Annotated in this window: 27 protein-coding genes; 1 reads left to right on the top strand and 26 read right to left on the bottom strand. The window is 37.1% G+C overall.

The annotated features are described in order from the left end of the window. Nucleotides 1-15 precede the first annotated feature (15 nt). The 17 genes from hisC to QFZ87_RS11140 form a co-directional block, all read right to left on the bottom strand. On the bottom strand, nt 16-1,104 hold the full coding sequence (gene hisC, locus QFZ87_RS11220) for a histidinol-phosphate transaminase (RefSeq protein WP_309861105.1): 1,089 nt from the start codon (nt 1,102-1,104) through the stop codon (nt 16-18). 51 nt (nt 1,105-1,155) lie between these two features. Beyond that, nucleotides 1,156-1,530 (bottom strand): chorismate mutase, encoded by a 375-nt coding sequence (aroH, locus tag QFZ87_RS11215; RefSeq protein WP_308083378.1) that lies wholly within the window; start codon nt 1,528-1,530, stop codon nt 1,156-1,158. Nucleotides 1,531-1,544: 14 nt separating this feature from the next. After that, a complete protein-coding gene (gene aroB, locus QFZ87_RS11210) occupies nt 1,545-2,615 on the bottom strand; it encodes a 3-dehydroquinate synthase (protein ID WP_309861101.1) in 1,071 nt (356 codons plus the stop codon). Further along, nucleotides 2,615-3,787: a chorismate synthase gene (gene aroC, locus QFZ87_RS11205; protein ID WP_309867802.1), complete on the bottom strand. Its 1,173-nt coding sequence runs from the start codon at nt 3,785-3,787 to the stop codon at nt 2,615-2,617. Before aroC ends, aroB begins: the two co-directional genes overlap by 1 nt. A 167-nt stretch (nt 3,788-3,954) precedes the next feature. Beyond that, nucleotides 3,955-4,401 carry a nucleoside-diphosphate kinase gene (gene ndk, locus QFZ87_RS11200; RefSeq protein WP_308083376.1) on the bottom strand — a complete coding sequence of 149 codons (447 nt, stop codon included), beginning with the start codon at nt 4,399-4,401 and terminating at the stop codon, nt 3,955-3,957. Between the two features lie 112 nt (nt 4,402-4,513). Continuing rightward, on the bottom strand, nt 4,514-5,476 hold the full coding sequence (gene hepT / locus QFZ87_RS11195) for a heptaprenyl diphosphate synthase component II (RefSeq protein WP_309867799.1): 963 nt from the start codon (nt 5,474-5,476) through the stop codon (nt 4,514-4,516). A gap of 42 nt (nt 5,477-5,518) precedes the next feature. Then, on the bottom strand, nt 5,519-6,223 hold the full coding sequence (locus tag QFZ87_RS11190; RefSeq protein WP_308083375.1) for a demethylmenaquinone methyltransferase: 705 nt from the start codon (nt 6,221-6,223) through the stop codon (nt 5,519-5,521). A 4-nt stretch (nt 6,224-6,227) separates the two neighbouring features. Then, the gene (locus QFZ87_RS11185; RefSeq protein ID WP_309861098.1) at nt 6,228-7,049 is read right to left on the bottom strand and encodes a heptaprenyl diphosphate synthase component 1; all 822 of its coding nucleotides are present in this window, start codon (nt 7,047-7,049) and stop codon (nt 6,228-6,230) included. A gap of 191 nt (nt 7,050-7,240) precedes the next feature. Then, on the bottom strand, nt 7,241-7,477 hold the full coding sequence (mtrB, locus tag QFZ87_RS11180) for a trp RNA-binding attenuation protein MtrB (protein ID WP_309861094.1): 237 nt from the start codon (nt 7,475-7,477) through the stop codon (nt 7,241-7,243). A 32-nt stretch (nt 7,478-7,509) separates the two neighbouring features. Continuing rightward, nucleotides 7,510-8,076, bottom strand: a complete 567-nt coding sequence (gene folE / locus QFZ87_RS11175; protein ID WP_308083372.1) for a GTP cyclohydrolase I FolE — start codon at nt 8,074-8,076, stop codon at nt 7,510-7,512. Between the two features lie 188 nt (nt 8,077-8,264). After that, a complete protein-coding gene (gene hbs / locus QFZ87_RS11170; protein ID WP_066060959.1) occupies nt 8,265-8,537 on the bottom strand; it encodes a non-specific DNA-binding protein Hbs in 273 nt (90 codons plus the stop codon). Between the two features lie 372 nt (nt 8,538-8,909). After that, nucleotides 8,910-10,388, bottom strand: coding sequence for a stage IV sporulation protein A (spoIVA, locus tag QFZ87_RS11165; protein WP_308083371.1), 1,479 nt, complete (start codon nt 10,386-10,388; stop codon nt 8,910-8,912). Between the two features lie 364 nt (nt 10,389-10,752). Then, nucleotides 10,753-11,463, bottom strand: a complete 711-nt coding sequence (locus QFZ87_RS11160) for a hypothetical protein (protein WP_309861089.1) — start codon at nt 11,461-11,463, stop codon at nt 10,753-10,755. A gap of 31 nt (nt 11,464-11,494) precedes the next feature. Further along, nucleotides 11,495-11,680 carry a DUF2768 domain-containing protein gene (locus QFZ87_RS11155; protein ID WP_309861086.1) on the bottom strand — a complete coding sequence of 62 codons (186 nt, stop codon included), beginning with the start codon at nt 11,678-11,680 and terminating at the stop codon, nt 11,495-11,497. A 306-nt stretch (nt 11,681-11,986) separates the two neighbouring features. Continuing rightward, nucleotides 11,987-13,036, bottom strand: a complete 1,050-nt coding sequence (locus QFZ87_RS11150; protein WP_309861082.1) for an NAD(P)H-dependent glycerol-3-phosphate dehydrogenase — start codon at nt 13,034-13,036, stop codon at nt 11,987-11,989. A gap of 20 nt (nt 13,037-13,056) precedes the next feature. Next, a complete protein-coding gene (der, locus tag QFZ87_RS11145) occupies nt 13,057-14,367 on the bottom strand; it encodes a ribosome biogenesis GTPase Der (RefSeq protein ID WP_309867796.1) in 1,311 nt (436 codons plus the stop codon). Between the two features lie 173 nt (nt 14,368-14,540). Next, the gene (locus QFZ87_RS11140) at nt 14,541-15,149 is read right to left on the bottom strand and encodes a YphA family membrane protein (RefSeq protein ID WP_309861080.1); all 609 of its coding nucleotides are present in this window, start codon (nt 15,147-15,149) and stop codon (nt 14,541-14,543) included. Between the two features lie 108 nt (nt 15,150-15,257). Here QFZ87_RS11140 and QFZ87_RS11135 point away from each other — a divergent pair, with 108 nt between their 5' ends. Beyond that, on the top strand, nt 15,258-15,398 hold the full coding sequence (locus QFZ87_RS11135; protein ID WP_308083365.1) for a YpzI family protein: 141 nt from the start codon (nt 15,258-15,260) through the stop codon (nt 15,396-15,398). A 36-nt stretch (nt 15,399-15,434) separates the two neighbouring features. On the opposite strand, the gene fni is transcribed toward QFZ87_RS11135, so the two are convergent. From fni to QFZ87_RS11090, 9 genes are all read right to left on the bottom strand, one after another. Beyond that, entirely contained in the window at nt 15,435-16,490 is a 1,056-nt protein-coding gene (fni, locus tag QFZ87_RS11130; RefSeq protein WP_309861074.1) for a type 2 isopentenyl-diphosphate Delta-isomerase, read from the bottom strand. A 12-nt stretch (nt 16,491-16,502) separates the two neighbouring features. Next, a complete protein-coding gene (gene rpsA / locus QFZ87_RS11125) occupies nt 16,503-17,642 on the bottom strand; it encodes a 30S ribosomal protein S1 (protein WP_309861071.1) in 1,140 nt (379 codons plus the stop codon). A gap of 162 nt (nt 17,643-17,804) precedes the next feature. After that, nucleotides 17,805-18,386: a lysophospholipid acyltransferase family protein gene (locus QFZ87_RS11120; protein ID WP_309861068.1), complete on the bottom strand. Its 582-nt coding sequence runs from the start codon at nt 18,384-18,386 to the stop codon at nt 17,805-17,807. Nucleotides 18,387-18,388: 2 nt separating this feature from the next. Beyond that, on the bottom strand, nt 18,389-19,063 hold the full coding sequence (gene cmk / locus QFZ87_RS11115; protein WP_309861065.1) for a (d)CMP kinase: 675 nt from the start codon (nt 19,061-19,063) through the stop codon (nt 18,389-18,391). A 153-nt stretch (nt 19,064-19,216) separates the two neighbouring features. After that, nucleotides 19,217-19,396: a YpfB family protein gene (locus QFZ87_RS11110; protein ID WP_309861063.1), complete on the bottom strand. Its 180-nt coding sequence runs from the start codon at nt 19,394-19,396 to the stop codon at nt 19,217-19,219. Nucleotides 19,397-19,488: 92 nt separating this feature from the next. Then, nucleotides 19,489-20,838 carry a germination protein YpeB gene (ypeB, locus tag QFZ87_RS11105; protein ID WP_309861061.1) on the bottom strand — a complete coding sequence of 450 codons (1,350 nt, stop codon included), beginning with the start codon at nt 20,836-20,838 and terminating at the stop codon, nt 19,489-19,491. Between the two features lie 12 nt (nt 20,839-20,850). Next, nucleotides 20,851-21,678 carry a spore cortex-lytic enzyme gene (gene sleB, locus QFZ87_RS11100; RefSeq protein ID WP_309867793.1) on the bottom strand — a complete coding sequence of 276 codons (828 nt, stop codon included), beginning with the start codon at nt 21,676-21,678 and terminating at the stop codon, nt 20,851-20,853. A gap of 153 nt (nt 21,679-21,831) precedes the next feature. Continuing rightward, complete coding sequence (prsW, locus tag QFZ87_RS11095; RefSeq protein ID WP_309861057.1) at nt 21,832-22,521, bottom strand: glutamic-type intramembrane protease PrsW; 690 nt, start codon at nt 22,519-22,521, stop codon at nt 21,832-21,834. Nucleotides 22,522-22,595: 74 nt separating this feature from the next. Continuing rightward, nucleotides 22,596-23,552 (bottom strand): asparaginase, encoded by a 957-nt coding sequence (locus QFZ87_RS11090; RefSeq protein WP_309861055.1) that lies wholly within the window; start codon nt 23,550-23,552, stop codon nt 22,596-22,598. Nucleotides 23,553-23,557: the final 5 nt, after the last annotated feature.

The raw sequence follows: 23,557 nt of genomic DNA, 5'->3' as shown, positions 1-23,557 counted from the left end.
AGCGCAAGAACATGTTTACTTTTCAGCTAGAAATTCACTTAATGCGTTTAGTACACCTTCGTTCTGATCAGAAGAACCAACCGTAATTCTAACAGCAGTTGGAAAGCCAAGTGGTCTACCGGAACGTACGATATATCCTTTTGTTTGTAAATAATGAAAAACCTCATCCCCGTCTGTTTGACAATCAATTAGTATAAAATTGGTCTGAGAAGGGTAATAGTTAAGATCAAATTTCTCACAAAATGAATAGAATTGTTCAAGACCCTGTCTATTTTTTATTTTACATTCTTCGACAAAAGCCTGGTCCTTCACGGCAGCAGCTGCTGCTAATTGCCCTAAAGTATTCACATTAAACGGTTCCCTAGCAGGTTCAAGCGCTTTGATAATCGCTGAATTCGCAACCCCATAGCCAACCCTTAAAGCAGCTAGTCCGTACACTTTAGAAAAAGTTCTTAGGACAATTAAATTTTCATATTTTCGTGTTAGATTAATGGAATCATAGTAATCATCCGCCACAACGTACTCATAGTACGCTTCATCAAGAACAACAAGAATATGTGATGGAACCCGATCAAGGAAGTTAGTTAATTTATGTTCTGGTATATATGTACCTGTTGGGTTATTTGGGCTACATACCCAAATAATATTGGTCTGCTCGTCAACAGCCTCTAGCATAGCATCTAAATCATGTTCACCTTCTACAAGCGGGATTTCCTTAATAACGGCACCTTCAATAACAGCATTATGCTTATACTGGGAAAAGGTTGGTGTCGCCATAATCGTACTAGCATTGGAATGTAATAGTGCTCTAGAAATAATTTGAATTAGATTGTCTGAACCATTTCCTAAAATAAGTTCTTCCACACCAACATTTAAAAAAGAAGCAAGTGTCTCTCTTAAATGAGTCGCATACCCATCAGGATAGATAGCCATACTAGATTGATGGTCTTGAAGAGCAGCCATTGCCTGTTTAGAACATCCAAAAGGATTTTCATTGGATGCCAATTTGACAATCTGATCCAATTTAAACTCTTTCTTTACTGCCTCAATTGATTTTCCTGGTTGATAGGGAGTCAGTGTTAATAATTGTTCTTTCCATCTCATTTTCCCCACTCCAATCGTTTATGGTAATAACTTTCTTTTAACAGGATTCTCTTATAATGATAACCTACTGTCAAGGTCAGGCCTTAGTGATTTCGCTTCATTTAAATAGATATGCTGGATTTCTTGTTGTGATTTTGATGTATTTACATGCATCATTATTCTTATACACATGTTCAAGGAATTCTGAACTGGAATTTCGCGCATACACATAACAGGCACAAAAGTCCATCCTTGAAACCTCCGTAGTGACTTTGCTGGAAAAGCTGCATTAACATCTTCGGTTGTAGAAATGAATATAGATGCAACTGAATCGGGATGTATTTCATTCATTTCTATCATATTTGTTAGAAGCTCTTCAGTCGCAGAAACGATAGCCTCTTCCGAGTTCTCAGTAACAGTCGTAGCTCCTCTTACCCCTCTGATCATGAAAATCCCCCTTTTTATAACCTTTTTAGTTCTTCTAACAAAACCTTTTCAGATACTTCCTGTAGTTTTGGCTGACCAATTTGTTCCAATAATACAAACCGATACGATTCACCAACTGACTTTTTATCCTGCTTCATTTTTCTCAGTAATTGTTCAAAGGATAAATGACTTGGCAGTTTTATATCATATCCTAGTTCTGTCACCCATTGAACAAATTCGGTTACATTAAACGATAAATTCAAAAGTTGATTGCTGAGTTTTAAGGCATACACCATTCCAATCATTACGGCTTCCCCATGGGTGAAGTTCCCATATCCCATTTCCGATTCAATCGCATGTCCTAATGTATGACCAAAATTCAAATACGCTCGTACTCCTGTTTCTCTTTCATCCTGAGATACAAATTTATTTTTAATTCCTATACCCTTTATTAAGGAATCAGCTAATCGCTCTTGGCTAATTGATTGGATATCAGGAACATTTGCTTGTAGCCAATAAAGAAAGTCAGAATCAGAAATAAGTGCATGCTTAATAACCTCAGCAAAACCAGAGCGAATTTCTTTCACTGGAAGCGTTTTTAACCATTCCAAGTCGTAAAAAACAGCTTCTGGCTGATAAAAAGCTCCAATCATATTTTTCCCAAGCGGATGATTAATTGCAACTTTACCACCTACCGCACTATCATGAGCTAATATTGTAGTCGGGACTTGGATAAACGGAATCCCTCTCATGTAGGAAGCTGCAACAAAGCCTGACAAATCTCCTACTGCTCCGCCACCAAAGGAAAGAATAACAGATTTTCGGTCAAGTCCGTTTTCGAGTGCTGTAGAAAGTGCTTGATAATATACATCAAAGGTTTTTGCCTTTTCTCCGCTTGGAGCTATAAAAATAATAGGGTTCCAATTACCTAGAACCGTTTGTAGTTCTTGTAAATGAAGTTTGGCAACAGTTTCATCCGTAATAATTAATATTCTTGTTAGGTCAGTTAGATGATTGGATAAAAAATCATTCAATTCTTTTCTTACACCTTCACCAACAAAGACAGGATAACTTTTCGACTCCGTTTGAATTTGAATGGTGTCCATTAAAACTCCCTCGCATATTCACGCTGCCTTTTAATTTCATCCATAAAAGTATCAAAACGATCACTATAAAATTGTTCCACTAGTGAGTTGGCTAGCTCCCAAGCAATGACATGTTCTGCCACTACAGCTGCAGCAGGTACAGCACAGCTATCTGAACGTTCTACACTGGCAGCAAAAGGCTCTTTCGTCTCAATATCGACGCTCATCAAAGGCTTATAAAGGGTTGGGATTGGCTTCATCACACCTCTAACAACAATCGGCATTCCTGTTGTCATTCCTCCCTCAAAACCACCCAACCGGTTGGTCTTGCGGTAATAGCCCATCTCTTCATTCCAAGCAATTTCATCATGCACTTCACTTCCAGGCTTTCTTGCTGCCTCAAAGCCAATTCCAAATTCAACACCTTTAAATGCATTAATGCTGACAATGGCACCTGCTAGCTTTGCATCTAGTTTCCGGTCATAATGAACATAACTTCCAATTCCGGCAGGCATGCCTGTGACAATAACCTCTACAATCCCACCAATTGAATCTCCATTTTTCTTTGCATCATCAATTGCAGCCATCATTTCTACTTCCACATTTGGATCTGCTACACGAACAGGTGAAAGTTCTGCTCTTTCCTTCAGTTCATCAATGGATAACGAAGAGTCAACCTTGGCTGTCACTCCGCCAATTTCTACTACGTGAGCAACGACATCCACACCAACTAAGGATAACAATTTCTTTGCAACTGCACCTGCTGCCACCCTTACAGTTGTCTCACGGGCTGATGAACGTTCAAGAACATTCCTCATATCTCGGTGGCCATATTTTATTGCTCCATTTAAGTCAGCATGACCCGGCCTAGCACGCGTTATTTTACGCTTAATTTCGTCTTCCTGTCCTTCTTTTAAAGGTTCAGCACCCATAATATTCGTCCAGTGCTTCCAGTCATTATTCTTAACCACAAGGGCAATTGGTGAGCCAAGTGTTTGTCCATGTCGAACACCTGATACGATTTCTGCCGTATCTTTCTCGATTTGCATTCTTCTCCCACGACCATGACCTTTTTGACGTCTTGCTAGTCCCTCATTAATATCCTCAGCTAATAATGGCATCCCAGCAGGAAAGCCTTCTAAAATTGTTGTTAGTTGCGGTCCATGAGATTCTCCCGCTGTTAAGTATCTAATCCCCATTCTCTTTCCCCCTTCAACTCATTAAAGAATTATGTATCAATATAACATATCATGCTCAATAAACCTAGTATAACTATTCAGAAAATAAGGAAAAATATTTTGTAATCGTATACAAAAAGGCACTCGTATAATGCTATACAAGTGCCTCTAAGTTATTTAGATTAGTAAATCCATTCGTTTACTAATTTTGTGTACTCAACTACTCCAGTATCCTTAAAGAATAAGCCGATTTCACGCTCAGCACTAGTAGGAGAATCCGATCCATGAATAACATTTTTACCAACTGTTAATCCAAAGTCTCCACGGATTGTTCCTGGCGCTGCATCCTTTGGATTAGTAGATCCCATCATTTGGCGGGCAGTAGCAATTACATTTTCACCTTGCCAAACCATTGCGAAAACAGGACCAGAAGTAATAAAGTCTACTAATTCTCCGAAGAAAGGGCGCTCCTTGTGCTCACCATAATGCTCTTCCGCAAGTTCAGTAGGAATGTTCATTAACTTTGCTCCAACCAATTGGAAGCCCTTTCTTTCAAATCGGGAAACGATTTCACCGATTAAATTACGCTGTACGCCGTCAGGCTTTACCATTAAAAATGTTTTTTCCATGAATTCCACTCCTAATTAATTATGTATATTGATTGTTAGTCGAAAACAATCCATGAAAAATGTTACCATTTTTTCGAATATTGCGCAAGTTGATATAATTAGATGAATGCATTTAAAACTTTCTTCTCCCAATAAACTTTGCAATATCACGAAGTGTTTTTTGTGTTTTGTTTGCAGGTAATTCTTCCAGTACAGCTAAAGCTTTATCTAAGTAGCGGTCACTTAGTGCGATTGATTTCTCGATAGCACCTGATTGTTTAATTAGAGAGATAATTTTAGTAATTTCGGTAGAATCCATTTCTGCATGTACCTTTAGGATTTCTTGCCGAATTGCAGCGTTTTCCATTGCGTAAAGTGCTGGTGCAGTGATATTTCCTTGGAGGAGGTCACTTCCTGCAGGCTTTCCAAGTTCTTTTTCTGTACCCGTAAAATCTAAAATATCATCCGTTATTTGGAAGGACATACCCACATAATAACCGAAACGATACAGTTTTTTATGAACAGATTCTTCAACACCAGCAGCTATCGCACCTAGTTGACAACTAACAGCAATTAATAGGGCAGTTTTTCTCTTAATTCTGCGGAGATAATCTCTGAGATTTTGATTAAAACGATATTTATCTTTTATTTGCTGAATTTCCCCTACTGTCACTTCTACGATTGTATTGGCTAGTATTTTGTGGGCAGCGGGATTTTTAATATTTGTCATCAATTCTAATGCAAGAGCGAAAACAAAGTCACCGGTGTACATTGCAATTTTGTTATCCCATTTGGATTTAACGGTTGGTTGACCACGGCGAAGGTCAGCATCGTCAATCACATCATCATGAACAAGTGAAGCCATATGAATAAGTTCAAGGGCAACAGCAACATTTTTCATCACATGTATATCATAATGTCCAAATTTACCTGCAAGCAAAACAAAAACAGGACGAATCCTTTTTCCTCCGGCTTGTAATGTATGCATAGAAGCTTGTTTGAGTAAACGAGACTCGGTTTGAATCGTCTCTTCAAGCTTTTTTTCTATTAAGTTAATATCCGAATTCAAAAATGAATACATCATTTTTAATTTCATTGTATTCACCCTGCTTTTCATCCTGTCTTCGATTTCAATCCGTTATTTCTTTTTACCAATATGAACAGCAGCTGCTCCACCACTATAAGGCTTGTATTTCACCTCGGTTAATCCGGCTTGTTCAAACATACGGGCAAGCTCCCTCATCCCTGGAAAATCCCTTGCTGATTCATGAAGCCACGCATATTCATTATAGCTCTTAGCGAGTAATTTACCGAACATCGGCATAATAAAACGGAAGTAAAAATAGTAAAGCTGTTTATAGCCGATCAAGGTTGGCTGCGATGTCTCTAAGCAAACAACAATCCCACCAGGTTTTACAACTCGTTGCATTTCTTTTAACACCTGAAGGTAATCAGGTACATTTCTTAAACCAAAGCCAATTGTTACATAGTCAAAACTATTATCTGGGAAAGGAAGCTCCATGGCATTTCCATGAACTAGTTCGACCTGCTTTAACCCTAGCTCTTTTACCTTTTCAACGCCTACTTTAAGCATATTTTGACTAAAATCTAAGCCAACAACTTTTCCGTCAGGCCCAACAGCATCTGCTAAGGCAATCGTCCAATCAGCTGTTCCACAACAAACATCGAGTGCTTTTGAACCGGGTTGTACATTCATTTTTTTCATGGTGTCTTTGCGCCACTTGATATGCTGCTGAAAACTAATAACAGAGTTCATTTTATCATAGTTATCAGAAATTTTTTCAAAGACATTGTGAACTCGCTGTTCTTTCGATTGCTGCATGTTTTTACCCTTCTTCCACAAAAGTTTTTGCATATGGCTTATTTTCTTTTAATAACGTTGAAATTCTCGTTTCTAGCACATCATTTAAATAAGGAAGCTGGTTTAATCCTTTTTCAATAATTTGTCTTGATAACTCAATATATTGATCACAAATCATTAGTAAATGATTTTGTTGTTCACCCGAAATCTCTTTTAATCTGTATTCATTAATTGGGAAAACAATTTTTTTCAGCGCCTCAAATAATAATGAACTTTTTGTCTGAATAAATTGGTTTTTTTCTTTTATTAATCGTTTGAATAGAAATAAATGTGCTAAGAAATCATTCCATAACTCTACTTTAAAAACCTCTGATAGTTTAATTAGTAAAGCACTCTCAATTACTTTTATACTTGCCATTAACTTTTCGATACCATCTGATTCTTTTTGATAAACAGTGATTTTTTGTTCATTCACTTGTTTGATTCCTTCAGAAAGTGTCTTAATAAGCGTTATATCATCTGAATCAGCCAGTAGCTTATAATATAGTCCGCTAAAATAATCCCCAGCTAAAACCGTTAATTGTCGGCTTTTTTCATCTTTTGAAAAGTTTGTTATATGTTCATGGGTGTCAAGGGCAATTTGTATAAGCATCGTTGACATGGTGTAATTTTGCATTTTACTATACGACAATTCGATACGGTCCATGATTGAAATAAGGATAAGGAGCTTATCTTCATCAATGATGGGCGTCTCAATATAGTCGAGCAGGTATGCGTCAAAAACTTTTTTTCCGATCTGCTCTCTAATATTTGTAAATTTTTGTCGAATGTCCTGCAATTTAATCACCCTTGCTTCCCCGAAGTAATGTCTTTATGTATTCTTATTTTCTATTTAAAAAGGAAAATTCATGCCCATAAAATAAAGAAGATCCTATTCATATCTTTAAAAACAAGGCAGACACCATTATATCATAAAAGGTATCTTATGGGCAGGAATTCACAAAATAATCATTTAATCAATTTTAACTTTTCAAACACCTATTTCTTTATTTCACTTTCCACTTCACCATACTGTGTGAGAATTTGGGCATTTCCTCTAATTTTAATGGCTGAAGTATGCTCAGTGAATTGGGCAATAAGCACTTCTCCCTTGTCCAGCTTTTCTGAATGATGAAATCTAGTATCAGTGCCTCTCGTTAAGCCTATTACACTTACTCCATCTTCAATAGCCTTTATGACCACATACTCGTTATTTTGCGGATTGCGCTTTTCCACTTTCTTCACTCCAATAGTAAAAATAATTCACCTTAATATTTTATTAAGGAAAGCACTTCAGACCTAGCAATTGCATCATCGGCAAGAGTTCCACGGACTGCAGTGGTAACAGTTTTCGAGCCAGGTTTTTTTACTCCGCGCATAGTCATGCACATATGCTCTGCTTCAACAACTACCATAACACCATGTGGCTCTAGTTTTTCCATCATACTATCAGCAACTGTTGAAGTGATTCGTTCTTGTAATTGAGGTCTTTTTGCAACAGCTTCAACCGCTCTTGCTAATTTACTTAATCCAGTGACGCGACCATTTTTAGGTATATACGCTACATGAGCTTTCCCATAAAAAGGCACCAGATGGTGTTCACACATAGAATAGAATGGGATATCTTTTACTAATACTAGTTCTTCATGGTCTTCACTAAATATTGTTTCAAAATGTTGCTTAGGATCTTCATTTAAGCCACTAAAAACCTCTTCATACATTTTTGCTACACGCTTAGGTGTATCAAGAACACCTTCCCTGTTTGGATCATCACCAATTGCTTCTAATATTAAACGTACCGCCTCTTCAATTTGGGCACGATTTACTTGTGACATTCTAAATTCCTCCTAATGTATATCTGTTAAGTATATATGACAAATACATATTAGCACAATTTACAGTTCAAGCAAAAACAAAGTATTTCAAGGAACCTATCTTTACAATAGGTGAAAGAAAAAAGGCCATGGAATTTTCCATGACCTTTTTGCTTAAGCCTATTCGCTTAAAGCAATAAATTATGTAATTATTTTACTGCATCCTTAAGCGCTTTACCTGGTTTGAAAGCTGGAACTTTGCTTGCACCGATTTCGATTTCCTCACCAGTTTGTGGGTTACGACCTTTACGTGCTGCACGCTCGCGTACTTCAAAGTTTCCGAAGCCGATTAATTGTACTTTATCACCGTTTTTCAAAGCATCTAAAATCGCATCAAAAACAGCATCAACTGCTTTAGTAGCGTCCTTTTTAGAAAGCTCGCTAGCCTCAGCAACTGCATTAATAAGTTCTGTCTTGTTCATGCCTTTCACCTCCTCCCAAAGAAATTATCAAGATTAGTAAATAAGATTACTTATCTACATTTCTAAACAATTTTTGTTATTTCTATACGTTATAGTGCGGTTTTATTAGGTTTTATTACTAAAGACATGCAAATTAGCCACTTTAGTAACTTAAATCTATTTTCTGATAAAAACCCCATTAAATTAAGGTTTTCAGCACAATAACGTAATTCTGTTAAAAGATTATCACAATCAATTCCGCATATCAAGAAGATTTCATGAAATAATGGTAATCTTTTCTTTTGTTCAACAAAAATCTACTATATTGGACTTTTTTTCTTACAAATTCTGAGAAAACAACAAAAAAAGACTCCAAAGGGAGTCCAGTGCTAGCTAAAGGATGATGGCAATCAAGCCGCCTGATCCTTCATTTATAATTCTCTCTAATGTTTCTTTTAATTTATATCTTGCATTCTCTGGCATTAAGGAAAGCTTTGCTTGGATGCCTTCTCGAACAATGGAACTCAGGCTTCGTCCAAAAATATCAGAATTCCAAATGGATAATGGATCATCTTCAAAGTCTTGCATTAAGTAGCGTACAAGCTCCTCACTTTGTTTTTCCGTCCCGATAATTGGAGCAAATTCTGATTCTACATCAACCTTAATCATATGAATAGATGGTGCTACAGCACGTAATCTTACTCCAAATCTCGCTCCTTGACGGATGATTTCTGGTTCTTCAAGGCTCATATCAGAAAGTGTTGGTGATGCAATGCCGTAACCAGTCTGCTTTACCATTTTTAATGCATCCGCAATGTGATCATACTCTGCTTTTGCATGAGCAAAATCCTGCATTAATTCAAGCAGATGATCTTTTCCTCGGATTTCAACCCCGACAATTTCTTTTAAAATATCATCATATAATTCGTCCGGAGCGAATAAATCAATTTCGGCAACTCCTGAACCCATTTCAATTCCAGCTAACCCAGCCTTATCAATGAAGTCAAAGTCGCTGAATTGTTGAACTACCCGATCCACATCTCTTAATCTCTTGATATCTTTTACTGTCTCTTTGACAGCCTCTTGATAGCTTTCACGAAGCCAATGATTTTCACGTAATACCATTACCCAACTCGGAAGATTTACATTGACTTCAAGTACTGGGAACTCGTAAAGTGCTTCACGAAGAACATTTAGGACATCACTGTCGCGCATACTTTCTACACTCATAGCGATGACTGGGATGTCATATTTTTCAGCTAAACTTGATCTAAGCGTTTCAGTACTTGGATGGTATGGTTGAGCGCTATTAACGACCATAATAAACGGTTTACCAACTTCTTTAAGTTCGTTAATGACTCTTTCCTCAGCTTCAATATAGTTACTTCTTGGTATTTCTCCAATCGTTCCATCTGTTGTCACAACAACTCCGATGGTTGAATGCTCTTGAATGACCTTTCTCGTACCAATTTCTGCTGCCTCATGGAACGGAATAGGCTCTTCATACCAAGGTGTTGTAATCATTCTTGGGCCATTCTCATCCTCGTACCCTTTGGCTCCTGGTACTGTGTAACCCACACAATCTACGAGCCTAATATTAACATTTAAACCCTCATCTACATGAACCGTAGCTGCCTGATTAGGCACAAATTTAGGTTCTGTTGTCATAATTGTTTTACCTGCTGCACTTTGTGGCAGCTCATCTTGTGCCCTTGACCTCTCCGCCTCACTGTTTATATTCGGTAAAACAACAAGCTCCATAAATTTCTTGATAAAAGTTGATTTTCCTGTACGAACTGCTCCTACTACTCCTAAATAAATATCGCCTCCAGTTCTCTCGGCAATATCTTTAAAAATATCTACCTTTTCCAAGTGATCCCCTCCTGATCATAGAGTAAAGTGGGATAATATCATCCATTTTAGGTATTTTTGGACAGTATATGTTTATGACGTTGTCCTACATTCTTATGACACTTTTCTAAAATTTTTTACCCCCCTTATTAAAAATTCACTTGATGCTCTGATATCTGTATTTCTCTGAACGTATGATGTTATGGAGGGTTTCTAACTATTGTCACGGATACAGAAGCTAATTTCCATATCACGATAAATTTTTTAGCAAAAAAAACCCTTCTCCTACAATATATTTCTTAGGAAAAGGGTTATGACTAAAAAAAATATTAGCAGCTATATCCTTTAGGACTATTTGCACAACTTGAGAGTAGGAAAAACCAATCTACTCTTCTAGGAATATAGGCTCTTTCGTTTTTGTATCAATGGTGTACGGTAGTGAATAGGCTGGAACAAACATAGAATCCTTGACCAAAATAGACCGAATATCTTCACCTGGTTTGACCACTATGTCACTTTTCTTTAACTTTTGATATAGATCAGGGCGATAATCTACATATACCTCCGCACTCCCCGTTATCACCAGGGATAGATTTTGATTGGTATATGGACTCACAACAAACGGAGCCGTCTCATAGCCTAGTTTTTTATAATCAAGTGAAAACACATTTTTTGCAATTTGTGCTTTATATGGTGGATAGCCCTTCGTTTTAATCCTTAGTTTAAGCTCTCGAATGGTTTCTGTCATCCTTAAGTCCAATAACTTAACGGTTGGGTTTGTTTCCACATCAACAAGGACGTATTGAAAAATCCCTCCGTTTTCATAGGCATTTCCAGGTGGCTCTGCGATATACTTAGGAGATATTTTCTTAAACTCAATGGGGTATTTCTGATAAATAGGCGTTTCTGCTTCCTTTGTTTTTATCGGCAAAATTCCACCATTGTCCCTTTTAAAGTCATCAACGGCGGTTTGTACTGCCTGAACTTGATCTTTATATGGTATTTGATTTTGGGTTAATTCCTCTTTAGGATACATACACCCTGATAAAACAGCAGCGGTAATAACAAGTATGAGGCCTAACAGTTTTATTTTCATAAAATCACCTTTAGATTTATGTATTAGGATATTAAGTAAAGAAAACGATAAGCAAAGTCAAGCCGGCGACGATCATAAATAAATAAGCAAAAACAGCTGTAATAACTCGTAGAACTCCTTTTAACTTATACCTACTAAAATATATGGTAATAATTGCGAGAAACATCAAACCCATTCCTGCGATTGAAATCCACATTTTAATCATTGCTGGTGACAACTCTAATTCCCCCTTTTTTCAAAAATTAATTATAACATACCTTGTCCTTATCTAAATAACTTTCGGACAGAAAAAAACTGAAGTAAAGAGGGGCGAATTCTTTACTTCAGCCAATTGGACTAAATAACCCAAACTCCAGCGTCATACTCAGGTTGCTTCGTTGCATTGTATGCAATCTACATAGAAAGCGTATCATCGTACGCCTATTTTCTTTATAAAAATGCACATTTTTCCACAAGAAAATAAATCATTCAAAATTATTTATATATCTAGCCAACTATCACTAATGAGACTGCTTCAAATAGACTATATATTTCGTTCATCTAACACATTTACTAAGTCTTCCATCTCATGGGTTTTACCACGAGCCATTAATACATCAACTGCGTCCTTCGCGTTTTTCCCATTAAATAAGACATCATATAGGGCAGCTGTAATGGGCATGTTTACATTGTACTCCTTAGCTAACTGATAAGCAGCCTTTGTTGTTCTAACACCCTCTACAACCATCCCCATGTTATCAAGGACTTCATCCAAGGTTTTGCCTTTACCTAACAAATTTCCAGCTCGCCAGTTTCTCGAATGAACACTGGTACATGTAACAATAAGATCACCAATTCCTGTTAATCCAGAAAACGTTAGCGGATTAGCACCCATTTTGGTGCCTAGACGAGCAATTTCCGCCAATCCACGAGTCATTAATGCAGCTTTAGCATTATCTCCGTACCCTAGACCATCTGTAATTCCCGCAGCTAATGCAATAATATTCTTTAATGCACCACCAATTTCAACTCCGATAATATCTGAGTTTGTGTATACCCGGAAATTATGATTGATAAAAAGATCCTGAATTTTTTCAGCTGCAGCCATATTTTCAGATGAAACGGTAACGGTTGTGGGGTGTCTAAGGCTTACCTCTTCCGCATGACTTGGACCAGAAAGAACAACCACATCACGCAACAGTTCTTTGGGCATTTCCTCATTAATCATTTCTGATATCCGTAAAAGTGTATCTGGTTCAATTCCTTTACTAACATGCGCAATGGTAATTGGACTTGAAATGACTCCTCGTATTTTCCCTAGTACTTCACGAATTGCTTTGGTTGGGACTGCTAAGATGACAGTGTCAACTCCGTCCAACGCTTCATGTAAGGATGCATACCCAATTATTAAATCTGGGAGAACAATTTCAGGTAAATATTTTTTATTTGTATGACAGTCATTGATTTCCTTTACTTGGACCTCGTTATGGCTCCACAAACGTACCTCATGTGAGTTATCGGCTAAAACCATCGCAAGTGCTGTGCCCCAGCTCCCTGCGCCTACAACAGCTATTGCTGCTTTCTGATCCTGCATATATTACACCCACCTTATCTTTATTTTCTTTCTCTAGCATAAATTTTGATAGGGGTTCCCTCGAAACCAAACGCATCTCTAATCCTGTTCTCTAAGAAACGTTCATAGGAGAAATGCAATAATTCGGGTTCATTGACAAAAACAACAAAAGTAGGAGGCTTTACTGCAACTTGTGTTGCATAATAAATTTTCAAGCGTTTCCCTTTGTCAGTTGGTGTTGGATTCATAGCAATTGCGTCCATAATAACATCATTCAACACACTTGTTTCTACACGCATTGAGTGGTTCTCACTCGCTGTGTTAATCATCGGAAGGAGGGTATGAATTCGCTTCTTCGTCTTTGCAGATAAGAATACAATTGGAGCATAACTAAGAAATAAGAAATGTTCTCTTATCTTTTGTTCTAGTTCCTTCATCGTTTTCTCATCTTTTTCTATCGCATCCCATTTATTAACCACAATCACAATGGCTCGTCCTGCCTCATGTGCGTAACCTGCAATTTTCTTGTCCTGTTCAATAATACCTTCTTCGGCATTAATAACAACTAAGACTACGTCGGAACGTTCAATCGCCCTTAGCGCGCGAAGCACACTATACTTCTCCGTGCTTTCATACACTTTTCCTTTTTTCCTGATTCCTGCTGTATCTATTATGACATATTTTTCTCCATTATACGTATATGGTGTATCGACAGCATCACGCGTTGTCCCAGCAATATTGCTGACAATAACACGTTCTTCACCTAATATCGCGTTAACAAGTGAAGACTTCCCAACATTCGGACGCCCAATTAAAGAAAACTTAATGACATCATCATCATAATCTGCTTGCTTATTTTTCGGAAAGTGTTTTGCTGCTTCGTCCAGTAAATCTCCTAGTCCTAGACCATGTGAGCCAGAAACTGGAATTGGTTCACCAAATCCAAGTGCATAAAAATCATAGATTTGCTCACGCATCTCAGGATTATCGATTTTATTTACACCTAATACAATTGGCTTTTTAGACTTATATAGTATTTTTGCTACTTCTTCATCCGCAGCTGTTACTCCTTCTCGACCATTTGTTAAGAAGATAATGACATCCGCCTCATCGATTGCCACTTCTGCCTGCTGACGAATTTGCTCCAAAAACGGTTCATCACCAATATCAATTCCACCTGTATCGATTACATTAAAGTCATGTGTTAACCACTCACCAGAACTATAAATACGATCTCTTGTAACTCCAGGAATATCCTCTACGATAGAAACTCGTTCACCAACGATTCGATTAAAAATAGTAGATTTACCGACGTTTGGCCGTCCTACAATAGCAATAACAGGTTTAACCATTTTGATCGCCATCCTTTCTTTTTCTTATATTAAAAATATATTTTATTATGTTAGCAACATTTATAGAGTTCTTATTAAGTAAAGAAACCCTTCTGTTATGTAGAAGGGCCTAACTTTATTATTTTAACAAATGTTAATCCTTTCCTCAATGGAAAGCTTGCCATGAATCTAATTCATGACGATTTTTGTTTCCCTTTTTCAAGAAAGTGAAGATGATTTTGTAAAAAAACACCAGCATTTTCAAAAATACTCCAGCCAACCAGTAAAGCAGATATTAATGCACATACATCTAAGTATGCAAAAGCACCAATCGTATATGGAAACTGATATTTACTTAGGATATAGGCGTATAAAAATTCCCCCTGCATTGTACCAGCTAATATAATGAGTAATCGTCCTTTTAGTGTTTTTTGCAATAGAATGGCTAAATAACCAAAGCATATTCCCATCATCCATTCTTTTTTAAAAATAATCCAAATAGGATCAAAAATCTCAAACAAATGAAAGGTCACATAAGCCATTGAGACAATAAAGGAACAGATAAAATAATAAAAAATAGCTCCTATTTTTTCCTGACTGATCAACGCATAAGATAAAATCAATAAATAAAAACCACTAGCATAAAATTCAACTTCGACAAAAGTAAAATGAAAATTTGAAGATATTATTAAGAGTAGAACGAATACCGAAAGCTTCAAACGATATGGATGATGTTTTTCTAAAATGAACGTTAAGTACACCCAAAATGACCAACAAATCCAATAAAACATTGCCCCTTCCATTTCCACACACCTCCTATTATTTTCATTATTGGTAATCTTTATGTACTTTCATACTTCCCTGAATAATATTTCCAATGTGTATCATCTTATTAAGAGGAGGTGTGAATCATGGGAAAAGACCGCCAAGAAAAAAAACTAAGAGAAAGTGGAAGAGTTGAATCTGATCGTGACCAGGCATTACACTATCCAGGTGCAACAAAGCTATCCACTCCGGAAGAAGCACGGGGACTAAACGACGGGAAAAGATAGCCAGAAAAAGAAAAAGCTCTCGCAGATGCGAGAGCTTTATTTTATCGAACGCTGGCTAAAGTGTTTCGTTTCTATTCCCCTTTGGCTAAGCCAATGGAAGGTTTCACCTGTAATCATGAGAGGTGCTCTTTGTAAGTCTGAAATAGACTTAGCTCCTAAAGCAGTCATAATCAATTTTAATTCGTAATGAAGGGATTCCACTTCGTTATTCAAGGATTCAATTCCATTTTCTACAAGAATGCGTAAAAAATGACCAGCAAATCCGATTGCGTTCGCACCGATGGCTAACCCCTTTGCTAAATCACTAGCTGATAAAAACCCACCAGAGCCTATAATTGATGCTTGATGCACAGTAGAGGCTTCTATGATTGATACCGGTGTTGGAATACCCCATTGGTGGAAAAACGGCAGGGCTTTTTCTCTGCGTTTATTTTCTATCTCCGCAAAATTCGTTCCTCCGGCCCCTCCCACATCCACTGCAGCTACCCCTACAGAAATAAGGGATTGGACCGTTTCTTTAGCCATACCAAAACCAACCTCTTTTACAATCACAGGTACATCAACATGTTCGACAATTGTTTCAATTCTTTTTAAGGCACCAGAAAAATCTCGGTCTCCCTCAGGCATGGTTAATTCTTGAATAACATTTAAATGTATTTGTAATGCATTTGCTTCAATCATATCAATTGCCGCTTTAGCATTTTCTACTGTTGCTTCACTGCCGAGATTAGCTATAAGAATCCCCTTTGGATTTTCTTTTCGGACGATTTCATAAGTAAACCGCTCACTTTTATCTTTCAGTGCAGACATTTGTGAACCAACTGCCATAGCTAATCCCATCTGGCTAGCTATCATCGCCAATTCTTGGTTAATTCGATACGTTTTTTCACCGCCGCCGCCAGTCATCGCATTGATAAAAATTGGCGAACTTAAAGAAAGTTCGCCAATTTTGTGATCTAATCGTACATCGGACACACTGATATCAGGTAAGCTTTGATGAATAAATTTAATATCATCAAAAAAAGGTAAGCTGTTTTGCCTTTCTTGTAGGGCAAAGCGAATGTGATCCCATTTCCGTTCCGATCTAGACACTTAATATCACCATTATTTTCCTAGATTCTTTAATTTATCGCCAATCATTTCACCTAATTGGAAGCCTTTTGACTCTTCTGGAAGCTCATAATCAAAGTTTTCTTCAAACTCTTTTTCGATTAGCTCTTTAATACTTAGTGATAATCTTTGATCCTGTTCATTTGCATCAAGCACTTTTACTTTTACTTCTTGACCTTCTTTTAGTACCTCGTGTGGTGTACCAATATGCTTATGTGCAATTTGAGAAATGTGAACAAGTCCTTCTACACCAGGGAATACCTCTACAAAGGCACCGTAAGATACCAATCTTTTTACTACACCATCTAAAATACTTCCTTTAGGTGCTTTTTCGGAAATGTTTGACCATGGTCCAGGTAGAGTCTCTTTTATTGATAAGGAAATTCTTTCATTATCTCTATCAACACTTAACACTTTCACTTGAACTTTTTGCCCCTCATGGACAACGTCTGTAGGTTTATCTACATGTTCGTAAGATAATTGAGAGATATGAACAAGACCATCAATACCACCAATATCGACGAAAGCACCAAAATCAGTAATCCTTTGAACCGTACCTTCGATTACCTGGCCAACTTGCAATGCTCCAATACGATCTTGCTTTGCTCTTCCTTTTTCTTCTTCTACAACAGCTCGGTGTGAAAGGATTAATCGATTTTTTTCCTTATCGAGTTCAACAATTTTAAAAGTAAGTGTACGTCCTTTATAATCGCTGAAATCCTCTACAAAGTGCGCTTCCACTAGGGAGGCAGGTACAAAACCACGGACGCCTAGGTCAACTACTAGGCCACCCTTTACAACATCCTTCACTTCAGTTTCAAATACTTCGCCACTTTGGAATTGTTTTTCTAAGTTTTCCCATGCCTTTTCAGCATCTACTTTTCTTTTTGAAAGGATTAGTGCTTCTTCTTCAACCTTTAAGACTTCTAGTTCTAATTCTTGACCTTCCGACACAGCATCAGTTGCTTTTTCAATATGCAGACTTGAAAGCTCACTAATTGGAATGATCCCATCAAGTTTACTGCCTTGAATAGCCACTAACACTTGCTTTTCCTCGACTTTTGTAACTTGTCCTGTTACTTTGTCACCCACTTCAAAGCTCTTCACTTCTACTTGATTTAGTTCTTCAGTCATTATGTATTCCTCCTTAATCCTTTTACTGAAAAAGTCTATATATGATCTGGTGAATACCACGCAGTAAACACCACATATAAAACATACTTAAAAGAAAAGAATTTTCAAAAAAAATCCCTTTTTAATAACTTCTTACAAATAGACTATTTTGTCAAGCAGAACCTATTGATGCGCATCTTTTAGTTTTTGAATTTCTGACATAATTAATTCAGTCACTTCATCTGCTGAAGCTTTTGCCGCTCTCATTTCACTCATATCAATTGGTTCCCCATATACCACCTTCAGTTTACTGAAACTTTTATATGGACCAATTACTGCACATGGTAACACAAATGCTTCAGACCTTAAAGCAAAAAAACCTGCTCCTGAAAGTCCTTTTCCTAATTCTCCAGTCTTACTTCTTGTTCCCTCAGGAAAAAGACCGAAGACATTCCCTTCCTTTAAGACCTTTAACCCTGACCTTAATGCCTCACGATCGCCAAACCCTCTTTTTACAGGAAAAGCATTACATTTTCTTACAATGTTCCCTAAAACAGGAACACGAAAAATTTCTTCTTTCGCCATATAGTGAACAGGACGTGGTGCCATAATTCCTACGACTATAGGGTCAAAATTATGAATATGGTTAGAGCAAAGTAGAATTCCCCCTTCTTTAGGAAAGTTCTCTACCCCAATAGCTTCAATCCTGTACCAAGGTTTAAAAACCCCAGAAACTACCGACTTTGCAAAATCATAAAACGTCACACTTATCCAATCCTTTCGAGCACCAAAGTCATTATTTTTTCAACCACATCGGGAATGGTCAAAGAAGTTGTATCAATTTCAATTGCATCGTCCGCTTTTTTCAAAGGTGCAACTTCTCTCTCTGAATCAATCTTATCTCTTCGTGAAATTTCTTCCTTCAATTGTTCTAAGTCTGATGGATATCCCTTTTGCATGTTTTCATTATGACGACGGACTGCTCTTTCCTCTACACTTGCAAGTAGGAATACTTTTACTTCAGCATTGGGTAGTACGTGAGTACCAATATCCCGTCCATCCATTACTACGCCACCACCGACAGCGAAAGCTTGCTGCCTTCTAACCATTTCATTGCGAACTTGCTCATGCTTTGCAACATAAGATACAGAGTTAGTTACTTCTGCAGAACGAATTTCGTCTGTTACATCCTTATTGTCTAAATACACTAATTGCCCTTTTTCTGATGGCTGTAAATCAATTGTAGTTGATAAAAGCGTGTCCAATAAAGAAACCTCATCTTCTAAATTAACATGGTTCACAATAGCTTTATATGTTAATGATCGGTACATTGCCCCAGTATCAATATAAATGTAAGATAGTTTTTCAGCTACAATTTTTGCTACGGTACTTTTTCCGGCTGCAGCAGGGCCGTCGATTGCAATAGATAGTTTCTTTTCCATAAATCCTCCTATATGGCCATCATGATCGTCTAATTTCTCTTCTACTTATTTTACCACAAGATGAAGAAATGCCTCTTTTTTTTAACATTTTAAAAATGAATTATTTAATATAGAATCTTATAGAAATAAAAAAAAGCAGGGTTGCCTGCTTTCTTACTTTCCTTGGAAGGTTTGGAGGATTTCTGTGAATGTATTTTCATTTACACCTTCATATTTAGTTAATTGCTTAATTTGAGGAAATACATCCATTTGATGAAAGATTAGTTGTGATAAAAACAGAAAAACAAACTGAATGATCACCACTTTAATTAATATTTGCTCAATCTTTATCATACCTACCACTCCAGAATCCATATAGTAATAGTATGGGAGCGATTATTTTATTTTATTCATAAATTGAAAAGGAGGAAAAGCAAAGCTTTTCCTCATAGTACGTCTTTGTAAATAGCCTCTGCATTTTTTAGCTTCTCGACTTCTTCTTCAATTCCAGTTACTGCATTGATAAATATCCGATACGTATCGTTTCCAATCGTTCCTAGGAACTCGTAGCACAGCACCTCTTTATTAAGGTCATTAACAATGATTGCTTGCCTGTCCTCCATGACCTTAAAGTTAGGATTCACCTTACTACGCGCCTGCTCCACAGTAATAGCTGGTTTTCCTATTTCCCTGGTTTGAAAGGACTTTAAATATTCATCTGCGGATACACCAATAATATCACCATTATCTAAAGCCACTTTTACTTTAACTGCCTCAGGATAAATTCTAACTCTATTAACATTCGTAACAAAGGTAAAGACGCCGATATTATCATATTGAGTACTTTCAAACACTTCCAAATCTTTAAAACCAGTTTCCTTTAAAAAGGCAGCTGCTTTATTATCAGCTTCATTTAGACTTATGACCTGTTTATTAATATCCCGATTATTAATAAACCAAATTGGGTGTCCAGCCTTTTTCGTTATATCCATACTAGCTTCTTGGCCTGTTTGGTTATTTTTAATAGAAACACTGTAAAAACCGTAATTTGAACCCTTACCATTTTCCGTTACTTTGACCTTTGCATTCCCATCGAAATTCATATATCTTTTCGCTATCTTAACGGCCTCGTCACGTGAAATAGTTTTTCCTTTAATCTTCTTAAAGTTCTCATCCTTTAATTGCATATTAGCAAAAGAAGGACCAAGGTTAGATTCATCATAGCCTGAAACAGTTTTTTCGACTGCTTTAAAACCATCAATAATCGTATTGTCAGTTGTTTCTTTCCCTGAAGCAAGCGCTAACTCAACATCCATCCAACGAAGATTATTTTTTAGGACCATATGCTGAACATTTCTTAGCTCATTCTGAATATCACCTGATTGCTCATATAACTTCTGTAATGTTGCATATTCACTTTTTGATAACGGTTCTTTATCTAAATCTCTGACAGCTGTCCGATAACTAAAGTCACCAATTTTCGCCAAGAACTCCTCTGTTTTATTAAACGGAAGCAGAGTTAACGGAAGTTGTCCTACATCACTATGTGCTTCTGAAGTAATTCTCCATACATCTGCTAATGATGGGGATAGAGATTTTCTAGAGTTCATCGCCAAAGTCGTTCCGATTTTATCATGCAATAAGTCAACTTGATAGGTAAGTTCATGGAACGCTCGTTGATAGTTGTTTTCCGCATTTAAAAGGATGGCATTTTTCTCTTGGTGTTCTTGGTACCCCCAATAACCAGTACCGGCAACACCCACGACGAGTATTCCTATTAATATTCCTCTAATCAATTCTATTCACCTCTACTTACAAAAAATATGCTTCCCGATTCGTTTAATTTGAGGTCTACCCCAAATCCATCCACTTGTGGCTGTGTCTGGATTAAAATAGTATAGCGCTTCACCTGTAGGATCCCATCCATTTATTGCATCCATAACAGCTTTCTTAGAACTCTCGTTAGGTGTCAACCAAATTTGCCCGTCAGCAACTGCAGTAAATGCACCAGGCTCAAAGATGACACCAGAAACGGTGTTAGGAAACGTTGAACTATTTACCCTGTTTAGGATAACTGCCGCTACTGCAACTTGACCGATATATGGCTCTCCCCGTGATTCACCATGGACCGCATTGGCAATTAAACGGATATCATTTTGCGAAAACCCATTTGGTGTGTTAGCTGCGGTTGGTTTCTTAGTTGCCGCTGCTTTTGGTGCTGTTGCCTTAGGTGCAGGAGACTTGGTTGTTCCATTATTTGCCGGGGCCTTTTTGGCTGGTGCTTTTGGACTAGGTGCCGTTTGCTTACTTTGATCAACCCCACCATAATGGGTAAACTTTTTACCCGTGTTGATTTGTTTCTTCACAAACTGTTCATTATATTTACTAGCTTTGGCGAGTTTTGCCTTTGTTTCTGTCCCTGCCAATCCATCAATTGGTAATCCAAATTCATATTGAAAATTTCTTAAAGCCCAATATGTACTCCATCCAAATACTCCATCTATTTTCCCATTATAGTAGCCAATATACTGAAGCCTGGACTGCAACTCAATGACATCATCTCCTACAGCTCCTTTTTGAATGACCTGGCCGGAAAAAGCATGGGCCTCATGATTTACCATTAAAGAAAATGGCATAGTAAAGAAAAAGATAACTAAGAAGCATTTGTTTAGGATTTTTTTCTTTAACATGGAATAATAACCCCCATAATGAATCTTTTTAACAGTAACCCTATTTTTTGTTATCTTGGTGTTTTTATTCCATTTTAAACAAATAATTAAAAAAACCCCTCACGAGTGAAGGGTTTTCTGAATTGAATACTGTTTTTTCATATGTGTCGCACTCAATACTTTTGCTTTTTTTACTTTCCTTAAGCCAAACCACCATAGGAAAATCATGAACGGAAAAATAATAAACAACCAATGTTCTTGTGAAATTAATATGAAATCATATGATCCGTGGAGGAGAAATGGCAATAATAACGAGAGAATCACCCATTTTACTTTCATCCCCTCAGTAAACTTGGCTTTTCCAATATAAAATCCCATAATAACCCCAAAAAGGGCATGACTTGAAACTGGTAAAAGTGCACGGGTGACTGCATGTTCAATTCCGTTAGCCAATAGATAAAAAATATTTTCAACTGTTGCAAATCCAAGTGAAACAGCTACTCCATATACAATTCCATCAAAAGGTTCATCAAACTCAACGTGCTGGTAAACAGCATAAAAAAGAATAAACCATTTAAAAAATTCCTCGAAAAGACTGGAGCTAAGAAACGCATTAATCAAATCAGACTTTAATAAATGTTCCGTTTCAAGCACATGTTGAACAAACATAATTGGAAACACAAGTAGTGCTCCGTATAGAAATGTCCGAAGAACAAAGGAAATCGGCTCTGAGTCGTATTCATCTTTTAAATAAAAATAACTTAGTAAGGCCAGTCCGGGGGCAATCCCGGCTGATAATATTCCAAGCATGATGAACCTCTTTTCAAATCCGTTTTCTTTATCGTATCATGGAACCTTTATAAAGAAAATGATAGTTTAATTTTTCAAAAATGAATATCCTTCAATCCACTAGCCATAGCGACTGCCAATTTAATCCTTGCCTTTTTAGAGTCATTGTCACTGCCAAGAATTATCCCTTTTTTATAAAGGTCATAGGCACTTCCTTCATAATCATAGGTCGTATAAACTGCTCCTTCTTCCGCACTAGTTGTGACCACTAATTTTATTCCTGCTGCTATCGACTTTTCAATTTCTTCCATCATTAACGGAGCTACCTGACCTCGTCCTACTCCTTCAAGTACAATACCCGCAACACCCGCTTCTCGAGCAGCCTTAACAAATTTCCCATCAGCTCCAATGTAGCATTTAATAATTTCAACCTGCGGAATAGTTGATTGAATGTTAAAATATTCTCTTTTAATTGGTTTTTGAAAAACCTGTACTTTATCATTATCAATAATTCCGAGATATCCAAAACCAAATGCATTAAACCCTTGTATATTTGATGCATGTTCCTTTTTCACATATCTAGCAGCAAAGATTCGTTCATTAAAAACCACAACTGTTCCCACGTCAGTCAAATCACTAGAACACGCGGAATAAATAGCATGCCGCATATTTATATATACATCACTACCTTGATCTTCGGGGGAACGTTGTGAGCCAGTAACAACAATAGGTCTAGAATCATTAATAGTTAAATCAAGAAAATAGGCAGTTTCCTCCATTGTATCCGTACCGTGTGTTACGACCACTCCTGAAACAGCTTCATCCTTAAAATATTCTTCGATTTTATTCTTTAGGACTATTAAATCATCAAATGTAATATGAATACTTGCTTTTTGAAAAACAGATTCGACTATCACTTCAATATCATTCGGTAAATTACACATAGATGCCAGTTCTTCTCCTGTTATAGCACCCGAAGCTAATTTACCTGAATCCTTATTCGGTTTACTAGCAATTGTCCCACCAGTTGTTAATAATACCACCTTATTCATCTGCA

Origin of the sequence: Bacillus sp. SLBN-46 (assembly GCF_031453555.1) — a bacterium.
Taxonomy (GTDB): domain Bacteria; phylum Bacillota; class Bacilli; order Bacillales; family Cytobacillaceae; genus Neobacillus.
This window is presented reverse-complemented; position numbering and strand designations above follow the sequence as displayed.

Excerpts from the sequence above, each read along its gene's own strand:
- hbs (WP_066060959.1), bottom strand. The coding sequence starts at position 8,537 with ATGAACAAGACAGAACTTATTAATGCAGTTGCTGAGGCTAGCGAGCTT.
- QFZ87_RS11190 (WP_308083375.1), bottom strand. The coding sequence starts at position 6,223 with ATGCAGCAATCGAAAGAACAGCGAGTTCACAATGTCTTTGAAAAAATT.
- der (WP_309867796.1), bottom strand. The coding sequence starts at position 14,367 with ATGGTTAAACCTGTTATTGCTATTGTAGGACGGCCAAACGTCGGTAAA.
- folE (WP_308083372.1), bottom strand. The coding sequence starts at position 8,076 with ATGTCACAAGTAAATCGTGCCCAAATTGAAGAGGCGGTACGTTTAATA.
- hepT (WP_309867799.1), bottom strand. The coding sequence starts at position 5,476 with ATGAAATTAAAAATGATGTATTCATTTTTGAATTCGGATATTAACTTA.
- QFZ87_RS11110 (WP_309861063.1), bottom strand. The coding sequence starts at position 19,396 with ATGATAAAGATTGAGCAAATATTAATTAAAGTGGTGATCATTCAGTTT.
- hisC (WP_309861105.1), bottom strand. The coding sequence starts at position 1,104 with ATGAGATGGAAAGAACAATTATTAACACTGACTCCCTATCAACCAGGA.
- aroB (WP_309861101.1), bottom strand. The coding sequence starts at position 2,615 with ATGGACACCATTCAAATTCAAACGGAGTCGAAAAGTTATCCTGTCTTT.
- QFZ87_RS11090 (WP_309861055.1), bottom strand. The coding sequence starts at position 23,552 with ATGAATAAGGTGGTATTATTAACAACTGGTGGGACAATTGCTAGTAAA.
- prsW (WP_309861057.1), bottom strand. The coding sequence starts at position 22,521 with ATGCTTGGAATATTATCAGCCGGGATTGCCCCCGGACTGGCCTTACTA.
- sleB (WP_309867793.1), bottom strand. The coding sequence starts at position 21,678 with ATGCCATTTTCTTTAATGGTAAATCATGAGGCCCATGCTTTTTCCGGC.
- rpsA (WP_309861071.1), bottom strand. The coding sequence starts at position 17,642 with ATGACTGAAGAACTAAATCAAGTAGAAGTGAAGAGCTTTGAAGTGGGT.
- QFZ87_RS11140 (WP_309861080.1), bottom strand. The coding sequence starts at position 15,149 with ATGGAAGGGGCAATGTTTTATTGGATTTGTTGGTCATTTTGGGTGTAC.
- QFZ87_RS11160 (WP_309861089.1), bottom strand. The coding sequence starts at position 11,463 with ATGAAAATAAAACTGTTAGGCCTCATACTTGTTATTACCGCTGCTGTT.
- QFZ87_RS11135 (WP_308083365.1), top strand. The coding sequence starts at position 15,258 with ATGGGAAAAGACCGCCAAGAAAAAAAACTAAGAGAAAGTGGAAGAGTT.
- QFZ87_RS11150 (WP_309861082.1), bottom strand. The coding sequence starts at position 13,036 with ATGCAGGATCAGAAAGCAGCAATAGCTGTTGTAGGCGCAGGGAGCTGG.
- ndk (WP_308083376.1), bottom strand. The coding sequence starts at position 4,401 with ATGGAAAAAACATTTTTAATGGTAAAGCCTGACGGCGTACAGCGTAAT.
- aroH (WP_308083378.1), bottom strand. The coding sequence starts at position 1,530 with ATGATCAGAGGGGTAAGAGGAGCTACGACTGTTACTGAGAACTCGGAA.
- cmk (WP_309861065.1), bottom strand. The coding sequence starts at position 19,063 with ATGGAAAAGAAACTATCTATTGCAATCGACGGCCCTGCTGCAGCCGGA.